Source organism: Ectopseudomonas guguanensis, assembly GCF_900104265.1.
Taxonomy (GTDB): Bacteria; Pseudomonadota; Gammaproteobacteria; order Pseudomonadales; family Pseudomonadaceae; genus Aquipseudomonas; species Aquipseudomonas guguanensis.
In genome coordinates this window covers 301,498-315,830 of record NZ_FNJJ01000003.1, presented here as the reverse complement: position 1 = coordinate 315,830, position 14,333 = coordinate 301,498, and the positions used below count along the sequence as shown (strand labels likewise).

Genomic DNA, 14,333 nt, shown 5'->3' with positions numbered 1-14,333 from the left:
ACCGTAATTGCCATTGATGGCGGCGCAATGGTCAGGCCTATGACACAAGCCGGCCGACGATGCTCAGCGCCACCAGCAGAAACACCAGGCCGCAGACGAAGTCGATGGTCGGCGCTACCTGCAACAGCCGCTGACGCATCAGCGGGCGGCTCAGGGTCATGCCGAGCAGGCCGAACCAGAACAGACTGAGGCCGAACAACAGCGCCGCACAGGCGACCTTGCCGGGTAGCGACATATCGGCCGGCACCAGGCTGCTGAGCAGGGCCAGGAAGAACACCAGCGCCTTGGGGTTGCCCAGATTGGTCAATACGCCGCGCAGCCAGGGCCCGAACAGCGAAGGCGTCAACTCGCCATCCAGACGCCCGGGGCCGGCACTACCGCGCCACCAGCCCCGCACCGCGCCGATACCCAGCCAGCCCAGATAGAGCGCACCGCCGACCTGCACCAGATCGAACAGCCACTGGGTACGGCTGAGCAGCAAGGCCACGCCGCTGAGCACCAGGGTGCCGTGCAGGAGGATGCCGCAGGCCAGGCCCAGCGCGCTGAGCAGACCCGCCCGCTGCCCTTGGTGCAGGGCGGTACGCACCACCAGCGCCACATCGGGGCCGGGACTGATAAGGGCCACCGCGAATACGGCAGCCAGCGACAGCAAGACGGACGTCTCCTGCATGGTGATCTCCAGGAAAGGGACAAGGATGGACGGTGCGGCTGAATCAGCCCTGGCGCAGGCGCGCCGGCGGCAGGCCGTAGGTGCGGCGGAACAGCCGCGAGAAATGCGCCTGGTCATAGAACCCCAGGCGCAGCGCGATCTCGCTCAGCGGCTCGCCTGCCAGCACCAGCGGCAACGCCCGCTGCAGGCGCAGCTGGGTGAGCCATTGATGCGGCGGCAGGCCGGTGTGCTGGCGAAAACGCCGCAGCGCCTGCCAAGGGCTCATGGCGCAGAACGCAGCGATCTCCTCCAACGTGGGCGGATCGTCCAGGCGACTTTCCAGCCAGTCGCGCAGGCGCTGCCAGGTGCGCTGGTCGAAGACGCGATGCGGCTCGCTGACGCGCAAGGTCGAGCCCATCTCCAGCAACTGGGCCAGCGCCTGCCACAGCGCCTCTTCCTGCGCCAGCGGCGAGCCTTCCAGCATCGCCGCATGAAAACGCTGCAGGCGCTGCGACAGCAGCGGATGGCGCAGGCTGCTGGTGGTCAGCCTCGGTGCGCCCTGACGCCCGTCGCTCAGGGAACGACTGGCCTCGTCCAGCCAGAAGGGATCGAAGGCCATCACCCGGATGCGATAGCCCTGCCCCTCCAGGCAGGCGCCGTCATGAATACCCTCCGGGGCCATCAGCAGCACGTCCCCTGCCCCGACATGCCGGCGCTCACCGCCATAGACGTAGCGATGCTGCCCCTGGATCAGCAGGCCGACGTGGTATTCCAGGTGGAAGTGCCGGGGAAAGGCGAAGCGGCTGTACTGCGCGTCGATCAGGCGAACGCCGGGCAGGCTGCTCTGGATGTGAGTGATCTGGTCCATGGCGCGTACTGTAGCGCCATGGACCGGGCAAATCTTGGATGAAATTGCAGATCTTATAGCCTGGTCAAAGGCTAGCGAGCTAGCGCCAGGCAAGGCGAAACCAGGCGAAAAAGCGCAGTTTACAAGCTGTAAATGAGTATTATTAGGCTGGTTTCAACGCAGTATGGCCGACGCGCAGCAGCCTTTGCTCTCAAAGCTTCGGCGGCTGCTCGCCCAACGGCACTATGGCCATGGTCAACCGCGAGATGCAGCTGGGCTTGCCGTCATCACCACACAGGCGAATATCCCAGACGTGCGTGGTACGCCCCAGGTGCACCGGCCGCGCCACCGCATGCACACGCCCGCTGCGCAGGCCACGCAAGTGGTTGGCGTTGACCTCGAGGCCGACGCAGTAAAAGCGACTGCTGTCGATGCACAGGTAGCTGGCGGTGGAGCCCAGCGTTTCCGCCAGCACCACCGAGGCGCCGCCATGCAGCAGGCCGTAAGGCTGGTGAGTGCGCGAGTCGATCACCATGCTGGCGCTGAGCGATTCGTCGTCGAAGGCTTCGAAACGGATGTCCAACACCTCGCCGATGCTGTCCTTGAGGGTGGCGTTGAGCGCCTCGATGTCGGGGGTGCGTTGCCAGAGAGCCATTGGATCTTTCCTTGTGCGGAGGGAAACCGGGGCCGGCAGTGCCGGCCCGACGCTGCTCAATCGTGCCAGAGCACCACTTCGCTGCGCTGCTGCCATTCGGCGAAACGCTCGCCGTAGGTGCCTTCGATCACGGCGCGCTTGATCTTCAGCGTGGGTGTGAGGAAGCCGTTCTCCACCGCCCAGACCTCCCGAACCAGCACCAGCCCCTGCAGGCGCTCATGTTGATCGAGGCGGTCATTGACCTGTGCCACCAGCGCCTTGAGGCTGTTCTCCAGCTCGGCACGACCGTCGTTGGCCGCCTCCTGGCGCCCCACTTCAGACAGCACGCACAGGGCGATCGGCTGCGGCAGGCCGTCACCCACCACGCACACCTGCTCGATACGCGAATGCTCGCCGATGCGGTTCTCGATCGGCGCCGGTGCCACGTACTTGCCCTTGCTGGTCTTGAAGATTTCCTTGATCCGTCCGGTCAGACGCAAGTTGCCCTCTGCATCCTGCTCGCCCTTGTCGCCAGTGCGCAGGAAGCCGTCGTCGGTCAGCGCCTCGGCGGTCTTGACCGGGTCCTTGTAGTAACCCTGCATGGTCGCGCCGCTGCGTACCTGGACTTCGCCATCCTCGGCGATACGCACCTCGACACCGGGGTTGTTCTGGCCGATCCAGCCCTGCTTGAACCTGCCGGGCCGGCAGACGTGGGAGTAGCCGCAGTTCTCGGTCATGCCGTAGACCTCCTGGATCTCCATGCCCAGGCGGCGATACCAGTTAAGCAACGCCTCGGGCACCGGAGCGGCGCCGGACAACGCATAGCGAATGGCATCCAGCCCGAGGCCGGCGAGCACCTTGCGGCCGACGATGCGGCCGATGATCGGCAGCCTGAGCAGGCGGTCGAGCTTGTGCGCCGGCATCTTGCCGTACACCCCCATCTGGAACTTGGTCCAGATCCGCGGCACGCCGAACATCACCGTCGGCCGTGCGCGTTTGAGGTCATCGAGGAAGGTGTCCAGGCTTTCGGCGAAGAAGATCGTCTGCCCGGCGTAGATAGAGGCCAGCTCGACGAACATGCGCTCGGCCACGTGGCACAGCGGCAGGTAGGAAATGAGCCGGTCATCCTCGCCCACACCGAACAGCTTGATGGCGTTGCTGGCGGCAAAACCGAAATTGGAGAAATTGTGCATCACGCCCTTGGGCGTACCGGTGGTACCGGAGGTGTAGATGATGGTGGCCAACTGGTTGGCCGCCGGCTTGGGATCATCCTGAATCGGCGCGCAGCGCTGCAGGTCGTCCCAGCTGTAGTCGAAGCTGCCTTGCGGATGCAAGGGCAGGCTGACGGTCGGCAGCCCCTCGGGCAGCCCCGGCGCCATGGCCTGCCAGTCGTCGAGCTTGCCGATGAAGGCCAGCGCCGCCTCGGAGTGCTCCAGCACCTGACGCATGGAGTCGGCGGTCAGGTTGGGATACAGCGGCACCGACACGTGGCCGGCCATCCAGATCGCCAGGTCGGCGATGATCCAGTGCGCGCAGTTCTTCGAGACGATGGCGATGCGGCTGCCCTGCGGCAATTCGCGGCTGCGCAGCCAGCTGGCGGCGCGGCGCGCCTGCTCCCCCACGTCGCCCCAGCTCAGCTCCAGCAGCCTTCCACCGCCCAGGGGTTGCACCATGTAGCGTTTGTTCGGGTGCCTTGCTTCACGTTCGTAGAACAGCTCGAGCGGCAAACGGATTGCATCAGCCACAGGGCTTCCTCCTTTGTTGTTTTTGTAGGAATCAACCAAGCACTTGCTTGGTCGACTATTCCACGCAGACAAAAGAGGCGCAAGTTAAGAAATGTTTCTGGTTCGGGCTGCAGCCTGCAGGCTGGTCAGTATGAGGCCCTGGTGCAAGCGTCAACCTTGCGATCCTGCCTGCAGCTTGCAGCCTGTGGCCTGTGGCCTGCGGCCGCTCAACGCGGATGGATCAGCGCCAGCAGCTCCATCAGCCCGGCGGCGGGTATGTCGCCTTCCAGCTCGGCCAGGCTGGCGGTGCGCATGGGCAGCGGCTCCTGGCGATGACCATGCACCAGCAGCCCGCCCAGCGCACCGATCAGCGGCTGATGGCTGACCAGCAGCACCTCGGCACCAGCGCGCTCGTCGAGGTACTTGAGTACCTCGCGCGGGTCGCTGTCCGGTGTCAGCCAGGGCACGGTGCTTATCTTGCCGGCGAAGCCCAGCGCATCACGCACCAGATCGGCCGTCTGCTGGGCACGCACGTAAGGGCTGGCGACGATCGCGGTCAGGGGCCGGCCGGCAAGCTGCGCGGCGGCCTGCTGCACTTCCTGACGACCATGGGCGGTCAGCTCGCGGGCGGCATCGCTCGCAGCCTGCGGCTCGGCCTGACCGTGGCGCAGCAGCCATAGCCTCACAGCTTCGGCTCCTCGTCACGCACCGGGTGCGGCGCCGGCGGGATGCTGTGGGCGGTTTCGCCTTCCGGAGCGCGAGGCGTCGGCCAGTCGGCGAACGGCCAGGGTTTTTCATCGGTGTTGAAGGTGCCGAAACGGCCGATCTGCGCCAGGTACTGGCTGAGACTGTCGCCGAAACCCAGCAGGCCGGCATTCGGTGCGCCATAGAACAGGCGATAGCCCAGCTGCAGCAAGACCACGGCACCGAGCAGCAGCTCGGCCAGTTGCCAGACGATGACGAAGATCACCATCCACAGAATGCGCAGCAGAATCGACTCGCGCTCCAGTTCCTGCTTTTCATCGCTCATGACTCACGCTCCTTGATTGGCTGCCGGCTCAGAAACCGGCAGTGGGGATGAAATCGACGTCGGTCTTGGGTTCGCCACGCATCAGCAGCTCGATCACCTGAGCCAGCGTACGCCCCTCGAACAGCACGGCATGCAGACCGGCGACCAGCGGCATGTAGACCTCCAGTTCTTCGGCGCGCGCCTTGAGCACCTTCAGGGTATTGACCCCTTCGGCGACCTCGCCCAGGCGTTGTACCGCCTCATCCAGGCTGAGGCCCTGGCCCAGGGCGTAACCGACCTGATAATTGCGGCTCTTGGGTGACGAACAGGTGACGATCAGGTCGCCGACCCCGGCCAGGCCGAGGAAGGTCATCGGGTTGGCGCCGAGCTTGACCGCGAAGCGGGTCATTTCCGCCAGGGCGCGGGTGATCAGCATGCTCTTGGTGTTCTCGCCCATGCCCAGCGCGGCCGCCATGCCGGACATGATGGCGTAGACGTTCTTCAGCGCGCCGCCGAGCTCGACGCCGAAGCGGTCGGCACTGGCATAGACGCGGAAGGTTCGCCCGTGCAGCGCCTGCTGCACGCGCAAACACAGTTCTTCGTCCTCACTGGCAATCACCGTGGCGGTCAGCGCATGGTCGGCCACTTCCTTGGCGAGATTAGGCCCGGACAGCACACCGATGCGCGCATCGGGTGCGATTTCCTCGAGAATCTGGCTCATCAGCTTGAAGGTCCTGGCTTCGATGCCCTTGGTGGTGCTCACCAGCATCTTGCTCGCCAGGAGCCCGGCCACGGGCTGCAGGGCATCGCGCAATGCGCTGGAAGGCAGCGCCACCAGTACCAGTTCGGCCTGTTGCAGTGCGGCGCCGAGGTCGCTGGTCGGTTCGATGCCCGGATGCAGCTTGACGCCCTTCAGATAACGCGGATTCTCGCCGCTCTGGCGCATCTGCTCGGCCTGTTCGGGATCGCGCATCCATTGCAGGACGCGCTGGCCGTTCTCCGCCAGCAGGTTGGCCAGGGCGGTGCCGAAACTGCCGCCGCCGAGGACGGCAATGGGTTGAAGCTGTGTCATAGGTCTTCCGGATAAGGCCATGCGTGATGGCGGTCTGCGGTCATTATACGGAGCCGAGAGTGCCCGGCCAGGGCAAAAGTTCAGTGGCCGAGCGCGGGGCAAACGAGAATTACCGCAGAGTGCGCACGCCTGGCACTGGCAAAGCGCGACGGGTCGGTTAACATGCCGGATCGACGTTAATTGCCAAGGACGATTCGTGCCCACAGGCAGCCCCTTGCCCCCGCCCTGCCCCTCTCGCCAGCAGGCAGCAGAGCCGCAGCCCGCCAGGGACGGTACAACCACTGGCCAGCGCCGTGGCTGGAACATTCATACCCGCACCCAGCTGATCAGCGTCGGCCCGGCCCTGCTGCTGACGTTGCTGCTGACCGGTTTTCTCACCTTCACCCGCCTGCAGGACCTGCGCCAGGAGCAGGGTCATACCGGTCAATTGATCGCCAACCAGCTCGCGCCCGCCACCCAGTACGGCGTGCTCAATGACAATCTGAACACCCTGGAAAGCCTGCTACGGGCCACCTTGAGCACTCCCGACGTGCGCTTTGCCGAGGTGCGCGACCGCGACGACAACATCCTGGTCTACGTCGAACGCCCCAAGGAGCAAGGCCAGAGCACCCCGCAGGTGGAGGTGTTTCAGGCACCGATTCACTTGCAAGGTCCGCCAGGCCGTGAATGGCCATTGCCGCCGGGCAGGTCACTCGGCGACGGCTACCTGGGCCGGGTGATCGTGGGCATATCCAATGACACCTTCAGCACCCGCCAGCAGGAAATCCTGATGAAGGCCGGGGTTCTCTCGCTGTTCGCCCTGCTGCTGACCTTCCTCCTTGCCCGCCGCCTGGCCAGGCAGCTCGCTCAGCCGCTCAGTGCCATGGGTCAGGCCCTCGAACGCATCCAGGGCGGCGACTATCGTCCCGCGCTGATCGAGCGCGGCAACGACGAGCTGACCGATCTGGCCCGGCATATCAACAACCTGGCCTGCGCGCTCGAGCAAAGCGGCCGCGAACAACAGCAGGCGATCGCCGAGCTGATCCAGGCCCGCGAGGAGTCCGAACAGGCCAACCGCGCCAAGTCGGATTTCCTGGCCATGATGAGCCATGAGCTGCGCACCCCGATGAACGGCGTGCTGGGCATGCTGCAGTTGCTGGAAACCACCGCGCTGAACGACGAGCAGAGCGAGTACGCGGCCCTGGCCACCGAGTCCACCGAGCACCTGCTCAAGGTGATCAACGACATTCTCGACTTCTCGCGAATCGAACGCGGCGCACTGGAACTGGAGGCCATCGCCTTCAACCTGCTGGAGCTGTTGCAGGGTTCCATCCAGGTGTTCCAGCACAGCGCCCAGCAGCGCGGCCTGCAGTTGCAGCTGGACACCCAGCCTGGCCTGGAGCATCTGGAAGTACGCGGCGACCCCACGCGCATCCGGCAGATTCTGGTCAACCTGATCGGCAACGCGCTGAAGTTCACCGAAGAAGGCCATATCCGCGTGCAGACCCACTGGCAACCGCTGGACGACCAGGTGCTGTGGTTCACCTGCGCCGTGCACGACAGTGGCATCGGCATCGACGGCGAACGCCTGGAGCACATGTTCGATGCCTTCCAGCAGGCTGACACTTCCATTTCCCGGCGCTACGGCGGCACCGGCCTGGGCCTGCCGATCGCGCGCACCCTGGCCGAACGCATGGGCGGCACGCTGCGCGCGGAAAGCCAGCTGGGCGCGGGCTCGGTCTTCACCCTGGAAATTCCCCTGCCGTTTCGCCACTGCAGCGAACAGGCGCCGAGCGATGACAGCCAGCCCCTGAGCAGCGGCGACGGCCAGGCCGTGCTGCTGGTCGAAGACAATCCGGTCAACCAGACGGTGATCGAGGCCATGCTGCGCAGCCTGGGCTATCAGGTCAGCCTGGTCGGCGACGGCCAGCAGGCCGTGCAAAGCTGCGCGCAGCAGGACTATGCCGCGATCCTTATGGACTGCAGGCTGCCGCTGATGGATGGCTACGAAGCGACGCGGCAGATCCGCCAGCTCGAGCACGGCAGCCGGGTACCGATCATCGCCCTGACCGCCAATGCCCTGCAGGGCGATCGCGAAGCCTGCCTGCAAGCGGGAATGAACGATTACCTGGCAAAACCATTCAAACGAGCAGACCTGCAACGCATTCTGCTGCGCTGGTTGCCAGCCCGACCATAGGTGAGTGGCCGCCGTGACAAGCCCGAGTTACAAGGGTAATGCTGTTCACTTAAGGTTGTACGCGTGTGGCTCCCCTCTCCCATTTATGGGAGAGGGGCTGGGGGAGAGGGCTGAAAACACCACAAACTGCCGGTTTTCCCCTCTCCCTAACCCTCTCCCCAAAGGGGCGAGGGGACTAATCGCGTACGGTCATTTCTTAGGCAAACAGCATTACGAGTTACAAGGGGAAACCGCTGTGCCTGTGACAATGCCAGTACAGCAGAGTACAACTGTACTCACTGCTCTGTGACTTTCACCACAACGCAACAGTCTATGACTAGGCTGCCGGCAGACGCCCCCTATTTCAGGCGCGCCGGCCAGGACGATTCGCCCAGCCTTAAAAGCATGGGGACAATTGAGGAGCTCGCATGACAAAACAAAACGCCTACTCTCGGGAAGATCTGCTCGCCTGCGGCCGCGGCGAACTGTTCGGCCCCGGGAACGCGCAACTGCCCGCCCCGAACATGCTGATGATCGATCGCATCGTTCATATCAGCGAGACCGGCGGCAAGCACGGCAAGGGCGAAATCGTCGCTGAGCTCGACATCAACCCGGACCTGTGGTTCTTCGGCTGCCACTTCGAGGGCGACCCGGTGATGCCAGGCTGCCTCGGCCTCGACGCCATGTGGCAGCTGGTTGGCTTCTACCTCGGCTGGCAGGGCAACCCGGGCCGCGGTCGCGCCCTGGGCAGCGGCGAAGTGAAATTCTTCGGTCAGGTGCTGCCGACCGCCAAGAAGGTCACCTACAACATCCACATCAAGCGCACCATCAACCGCTCGCTGATCCTCGGCATCGCCGATGGCAGCGTCAGCGTCGACGGCCGCGAGATCTACAGTGCCGAAGGCCTGCGCGTTGGCCTGTTCACCTCTACCGACAGTTTCTGAAGGACTTGCACATGCGTCGTGTCGTGATTACCGGTCTGGGCATCGTTTCCTGCCTGGGCAATGACAAAGAAGCCGTTGCCAACAGCCTCCGCGCGGGCAAATCCGGCATCCGTTTCAACCCGTCGTACGCCGAAATGGGCCTGCGCAGCCATGTCTCCGGTTCGGTCAACCTGAACCTGGAAGAACTGATCGACCGCAAGCTGTTCCGCTTCATGGGCGACGCTGCGGCCTACGCCTACCTGGCGATGGAGCAGGCGATCAAGGATTCCGGCCTCAGTGAAGAGCAGATTTCCAACCCGCGTACCGGCCTGATCGCCGGCTCCGGTGGCGCCTCCACCTTCAACCAGATGGAAGCCATCGACACCCTGCGCGAGAAAGGCGTCAAGCGCGTCGGTCCGTACCGCGTGACCCGCACCATGGGCAGCACCGTATCGGCCTGCCTGGCCACCCCGTTCAAGATCAAGGGCGTCAACTTCTCCATCTCCTCGGCCTGCGCCACCAGCGCACACTGCATCGGCCAGGCCATGGAACAGATCCAGCTGGGCAAGCAGGACGTGGTCTTCGCCGGCGGCGGCGAAGAGGAGCACTGGAGCCAGAGCTGCCTGTTCGACGCCATGGGCGCCCTCTCCACCCAGTACAACGACACCCCGGAAAAGGCTTCGCGCGCCTACGACGCCAAGCGTGACGGCTTCGTCATCGCCGGCGGTGGCGGCATGGTGGTGGTCGAGGAGCTGGAACACGCCCTGGCCCGCGGCGCCAAGATCTACGCGGAAATCGTCGGTTACGGCGCCACCAGCGACGGCTACGACATGGTCGCCCCGAGTGGCGAAGGCGCGGTGCGCTGCATGCAGCAGGCGCTGGCCACCGTCGACACGCCGATCGACTACCTGAACACCCACGGCACCTCCACCCCGGTCGGCGACGTCGCCGAGATCCGCGGCGTCCGTGAAGTGTTCGGTGACAAGGCCCCGGCCATCAGCTCGACCAAGAGCCTGTCCGGCCACAGCCTCGGCGCTGCCGGCGTGCAGGAAGCGATCTACTGCATGCTGATGATGGAAGGCAACTTCATCGCCGGCTCGGCCAACATCGACGAGCTCGACCCGGAAGTGGCCGACATGCCGATCCAGCTCAAGACGGTGGAGAACGCCAAGCTCGATACCGTGATGAGCAACAGCTTCGGCTTTGGCGGCACCAACGCCACCCTGGTGCTCAAGCGCTGGGCCGGCAAGTAATCGCTGCTGCGGTAAAGAAAACGGCGCCCTCGGGCGCCGTTTTCGTTTGCGGCCTGCCTCAGACCTTGAAGCGCGCCACCAGGTTGTTCAGATCCACCGCCAGCCGCGACAGTTCCTGGCTCGCCGCGCTGGTCTGGTTGGCACCGGCCGAGGTCTGCAGCGACAGATCGCGGATATTGACCAGATTGCGGTCCACTTCCCTCGCCACCTGGGCCTGTTCTTCCGAGGCGCTGGCAATCACCAGGTTGCGCTCGTTGATCGAAGAGATCGCCTGGGTGATCTGCTCCAGCGCCACCCCGGCTGCCTGGGCCACCTCAAGGGTGGAGCGGGCGCGCGTGTTGCTGCTTTGCATGGAACCGACCGCCTGATCGGTGCCGCTCTGGATGGCGCCGATCATCTGTTCGATTTCCTGGGTGGACTGCTGCGTGCGATGCGCGAGTGCGCGCACCTCATCGGCCACTACCGCGAAGCCGCGCCCTGCATCACCGGCACGCGCCGCCTCGATCGCGGCATTGAGCGCCAGCAGGTTGGTCTGCTCGGCGATGGCGCGGATCACGTCCAGCACCTTGCTGATCTCCCGAACCCGCTCGGCCAGCTTCTCGACCTCCTGCGCGGTGCCGTTGACGTCCTCGGCCAGTTGCCCGATGGAGCTGACGGTCTGACGTACCTGCTCGCGGCCCTGCAGCGCGGTGGCATTGGATTCGCGCGAAGCCTCGGAGGTGCTCACGGCGTTGCGCGCCACCTCCTCGACGGCCGCGGTCATCTCGTTGACCGCGGTGGCGGCCTGCTCGATCTCGGTATTCTGCTGGTGCAGACCTCGGGTCGAATCCTCGGTCACCGCATGCAGCTCCTCGGACGCCGAGGCCAGCTGGTTGGACGAGTCGGCGATGCTCTGGATGGTGCCACGCAGGCTCTGCTGCATGGTCTTCAGCGCGGCCAGCAGGCGCGCGGGCTCGTCACGACCGACCACCGTTATGTCCTTGGTCAGATCACCGACCGCTACCACTTCGGCGATGCGCACGGCCTCGGCCAGGGGCGTGACGATACTGCGAGTGATCAGCAGCGCCAGGGCCACCGTCAGCACGGCCACCAGAACGAGAAGACCAATCACCGTGCGCAGGGAGCTGGTATAGATATCCTCAGCATCATGCGCCGCTGACTCGACACCGCTCTGGTTCAACCGGGCCAGATCATCGAGCAGCTTGGCGACCGCGTCTGCCGTCTGGTTCAGCACGCCTGTACCGAAACGCGCCACGGCGCCGTCGTAGTCCCCGTTCTGGGCGAGTTTCAATACCTCTTCGCGCTCTGCCAGATAGCGCATCTGCGCCGCATACAATTCATCGAACAGCGCCCTCTCCTCTCGGCTGGATATCAGCTTCTCGTAGGCTTTTTCAGCGCTGATTATTTCATCTAGAAGCCCCTTCGCCCGCACAAGCGTTTGTTGGGTCGTTTCAGGATTTCTGTCTACCAATATCCGCAGCGTCAGGGCACGCAAACGAAGAATGGATTTGGAAATATCGTCAAGGGCGACGATGCTAGGCACCCAATTGGTTTCGATCTCTGCGGCCGATTTTCTCATCCCGGAAAGTTGAACCAGGCTGACCGCACCGAGCACTACTACGAGAATCACGATCAGTCCGAAGGCGAGCCCTGCTCGCAATGCGATGGGAAGGTTACGCAGTGACATCCGTCTACCTCTTATGCGCGCGATTAATGAGATGCGATTGGCCGATGCCAATAACCAGGAGACGGCGCCTGTCTCTTTTCTCGATTTAGCTGCAGGCAAAGATTCCCAAGCCCATCAGACAACTAGACGAAATATGCTTAAAACCTTAGGAGAAAAGGCACTTGGCACAATCCAAAAACACATCAAGAAAAACTTTCGCCATCCGATCGGAGGCTCGCACGAGCTCAGACCAACCGACTAGTTATTGCCCGCGCCCGTGCGTTGGGCACGGCGTTCGCTAGCAATTCGTCCGAATGCCGTACCGTTCCAAGAACTTGCTTGCACCACCGCCTCACGCCAAACGGGCCAAGCCGTTCTCAACAGGCTTAATCATAGTAGGCGCCACATGCTTTAGCCGGGGCCCGATACCTTTATCCTGAAAAAGATAAAAACAGCAGAAGCCAGATAGACTGGAAGTAAGAATGGAACTAGTCTTGAACGCCGACTTTGAAATGCATGTGACCTTTCAGGTTAACCCCCTATAACCGTTAGTCGCATGACAAGTAAGCAGACTGACTCCTACAGCGCTGAAGAGCGTCCAGATTGCACTCGACTCCATGATGCCGCGCAACACTCGACATGGGTCGTTCCTCTGAACTATCGAGTCAAGGCCCTGGCCATTGCCTGATCGACATGGTGACGCCATTGGCGATCACGTCTTTTCTGATCGGCGCTTTCCCAACGCGTATCGTCCTGCTGCGAGGACTCGCACTGAGAAAAGCCGTCGTCCCAACCCTGGTGATAGAGCGGATCGCTCAAATAGCACGCTACATCCTTGGCGTACCGACCGAGCGGGCCTGCGGCCGAGCGGCCGCTGCTGCAGCCGGCCTCGAAACCGTCGACGAAGGTCGGCGGATAGTTCGCCGCCAGCATCTCTTCGCGCAGGCTCTGGCAGCCGCCAAGTGCCAGCACGAGCACGCCGCAGACAGCCAGGTGCGAGCGGCTCATGGCTCGACCATGCCCAGCAGACGCTCCCTGAGCGCACACAAGGCCCACGTGCTGGTGCTGCAGGCCCCACTGGCCAGCGCCAGGCGCAACGCCGGTATGTCGGCCTCGCGCAGGTAACGCTCGGCATCGGCCATGCGCTCCTGGCCGCCAAAGCCGCCGCCGCGCATTTCCGCCAGCGCCTGCTCCTTGCTCCAGTTCTGGTAGATAACCCGGTACATGGCGGCCATCAGCCCGGTGCGGTTCTGCCCGTGCTTGCAGTGAATCAGAACGCGGCCACGGCTTTGCGCCTGGCGAATGCTGCGCAGCGCTTCGATGACGTCGGCATCGTCGATACGGTCGGTACGCAGCGGCAGATGCACCTGCACAACCCTGGGATCCTTCAGCCATTGCTCATCGCCGCGCTGGTAAAAGTTGATCACCGTGGCGATGCCCAGCGCCTGCAATGCTGGCCAGTCCCTGGCACTCGGCAAGGCGCTGCGATAGAGATCAGGCGCCATGCGATAGAGGTTGATGCGGCGGTCAAGCGGCTGCGCCCAGTGGACCGGACGCACGTCCTGCACAACTGCCGCAGTGGTAGCGCCCCAGGCCATGCTCAGCGGCAGCGCCAGTAGCGCAGCGAAAAACACCAGTGCGGCCAGCGTCAGGCGCAGGCTCTGCAGAAATCCGTTCATCGGCAGGCTTCTCCCCATTCCAGCGGATTGCCTGACGGCTGTTCGGCAGGCGCGCGATAGAGCAGCCCGCGGTAGGTCAGCAGGCAGATTGTCCAGTCGATCAGCAGCGTCCAGAGGTTGTGCGAAAGAAAATGCGCGCCCTGCAGCATACGCCCCAGGGAAAACAGCGCGCCGAGGGTCAACGCGACTACCAGCGCGATGCGCGCCGCACGCGGCCTGTGGTCACGCAGCACGAAGAACAGCGCCAGCAGCGAGAAGCCCGCCGAGGCATGCCCGCCCGGCCAGCAGCGGCCGGGATTGCTGGTCGGCGCGCGCTCGGCCAGCAGCGGCGTGAATAGCTCCTGGCCGCCGAACTCGCTCAGGCTCCAGGGGCAATGCATGCCGGTCAGCGTTTTCAGCGGGGTGACCACCGAGGTCGACAGGCCCAGCGCCAGCACCAGGTAGCCGAGCTGGCGGCGCCAGGCGCGCAAGCGCGTCGGCAGCAGGCTGAGCACGAAGCCGGCGATGGCCAGCACACCGAGCAGGATCAGCGCCTGCTTGGCGCGGTCATGCAGGATGTCTTCGAGCCAGAAGCTGCTGCGCCCGATAAAACCTTGTCCGGGTTCGTAGAACAGCCGCGCCAGGGCAAAATCCACCGGGCTGGGGTCGAAGGCCAGCAGCAGTGCCATCAGCAGTAGCGGTATGCCGAGCGCCAGACGAAAGTCGAAATAACGAGAGGCCAT

At 64.0% G+C, this 14,333-nt stretch carries 14 protein-coding genes; 3 read left to right on the top strand and 11 right to left on the bottom strand.

The annotated features are described in order from the left end of the window. Nucleotides 1-37: 37 nt before the first annotated feature. From BLS61_RS06240 to BLS61_RS06210, 7 genes are all read right to left on the bottom strand, one after another. On the bottom strand, nt 38-670 hold the full coding sequence (locus BLS61_RS06240; RefSeq protein ID WP_090428871.1) for a LysE family translocator: 633 nt from the start codon (nt 668-670) through the stop codon (nt 38-40). A 43-nt stretch (nt 671-713) separates the two neighbouring features. Then, nucleotides 714-1,517 carry an AraC family transcriptional regulator gene (locus tag BLS61_RS06235; protein ID WP_090428868.1) on the bottom strand — a complete coding sequence of 268 codons (804 nt, stop codon included), beginning with the start codon at nt 1,515-1,517 and terminating at the stop codon, nt 714-716. A 190-nt stretch (nt 1,518-1,707) separates the two neighbouring features. Beyond that, nucleotides 1,708-2,151, bottom strand: coding sequence for a hotdog fold thioesterase (locus BLS61_RS06230; RefSeq protein WP_090428864.1), 444 nt, complete (start codon nt 2,149-2,151; stop codon nt 1,708-1,710). A 56-nt stretch (nt 2,152-2,207) separates the two neighbouring features. After that, complete coding sequence (locus BLS61_RS06225) at nt 2,208-3,875, bottom strand: AMP-binding protein (RefSeq protein WP_090428861.1); 1,668 nt, start codon at nt 3,873-3,875, stop codon at nt 2,208-2,210. A gap of 206 nt (nt 3,876-4,081) precedes the next feature. After that, nucleotides 4,082-4,540, bottom strand: coding sequence for a phosphohistidine phosphatase SixA (gene sixA, locus BLS61_RS06220; protein WP_090428858.1), 459 nt, complete (start codon nt 4,538-4,540; stop codon nt 4,082-4,084). Continuing rightward, entirely contained in the window at nt 4,537-4,884 is a 348-nt protein-coding gene (locus BLS61_RS06215; protein WP_090428855.1) for a DUF4389 domain-containing protein, read from the bottom strand. Before BLS61_RS06215 ends, sixA begins: the two co-directional genes overlap by 4 nt. A 28-nt stretch (nt 4,885-4,912) precedes the next feature. After that, nucleotides 4,913-5,935: an NAD(P)H-dependent glycerol-3-phosphate dehydrogenase gene (locus BLS61_RS06210; protein ID WP_090428853.1), complete on the bottom strand. Its 1,023-nt coding sequence runs from the start codon at nt 5,933-5,935 to the stop codon at nt 4,913-4,915. A gap of 304 nt (nt 5,936-6,239) precedes the next feature. Between BLS61_RS06210 and BLS61_RS06205 the strand changes: the two genes are divergently transcribed. The 3 genes from BLS61_RS06205 (at nt 6,240) to fabB (ending at nt 10,266) form a co-directional block, all read left to right on the top strand. Beyond that, the gene (locus BLS61_RS06205; RefSeq protein ID WP_208598779.1) at nt 6,240-8,111 is read left to right on the top strand and encodes a response regulator; all 1,872 of its coding nucleotides are present in this window, start codon (nt 6,240-6,242) and stop codon (nt 8,109-8,111) included. 407 nt (nt 8,112-8,518) lie between these two features. Then, nucleotides 8,519-9,034: a 3-hydroxyacyl-[acyl-carrier-protein] dehydratase FabA gene (gene fabA, locus BLS61_RS06200; protein WP_090428845.1), complete on the top strand. Its 516-nt coding sequence runs from the start codon at nt 8,519-8,521 to the stop codon at nt 9,032-9,034. Nucleotides 9,035-9,045: 11 nt separating this feature from the next. Continuing rightward, nucleotides 9,046-10,266: a beta-ketoacyl-ACP synthase I gene (gene fabB, locus BLS61_RS06195; RefSeq protein WP_090428842.1), complete on the top strand. Its 1,221-nt coding sequence runs from the start codon at nt 9,046-9,048 to the stop codon at nt 10,264-10,266. 58 nt (nt 10,267-10,324) lie between these two features. Here the strand turns inward: fabB and BLS61_RS06190 are convergent, their stop codons facing one another. From BLS61_RS06190 to BLS61_RS06175, 4 genes are all read right to left on the bottom strand, one after another. Beyond that, a complete protein-coding gene (locus BLS61_RS06190; protein ID WP_090428838.1) occupies nt 10,325-11,953 on the bottom strand; it encodes a methyl-accepting chemotaxis protein in 1,629 nt (542 codons plus the stop codon). 636 nt (nt 11,954-12,589) lie between these two features. After that, on the bottom strand, nt 12,590-12,940 hold the full coding sequence (locus BLS61_RS06185; RefSeq protein ID WP_090428836.1) for a hypothetical protein: 351 nt from the start codon (nt 12,938-12,940) through the stop codon (nt 12,590-12,592). Continuing rightward, complete coding sequence (locus tag BLS61_RS06180; RefSeq protein ID WP_090428833.1) at nt 12,937-13,611, bottom strand: phosphatase domain-containing protein; 675 nt, start codon at nt 13,609-13,611, stop codon at nt 12,937-12,939. Before BLS61_RS06180 ends, BLS61_RS06185 begins: the two co-directional genes overlap by 4 nt. Beyond that, entirely contained in the window at nt 13,608-14,333 is a 726-nt protein-coding gene (locus BLS61_RS06175) for a phosphatase PAP2 family protein (protein ID WP_090428830.1), read from the bottom strand. The genes BLS61_RS06180 and BLS61_RS06175 overlap by 4 nt, the downstream gene beginning before the upstream one ends.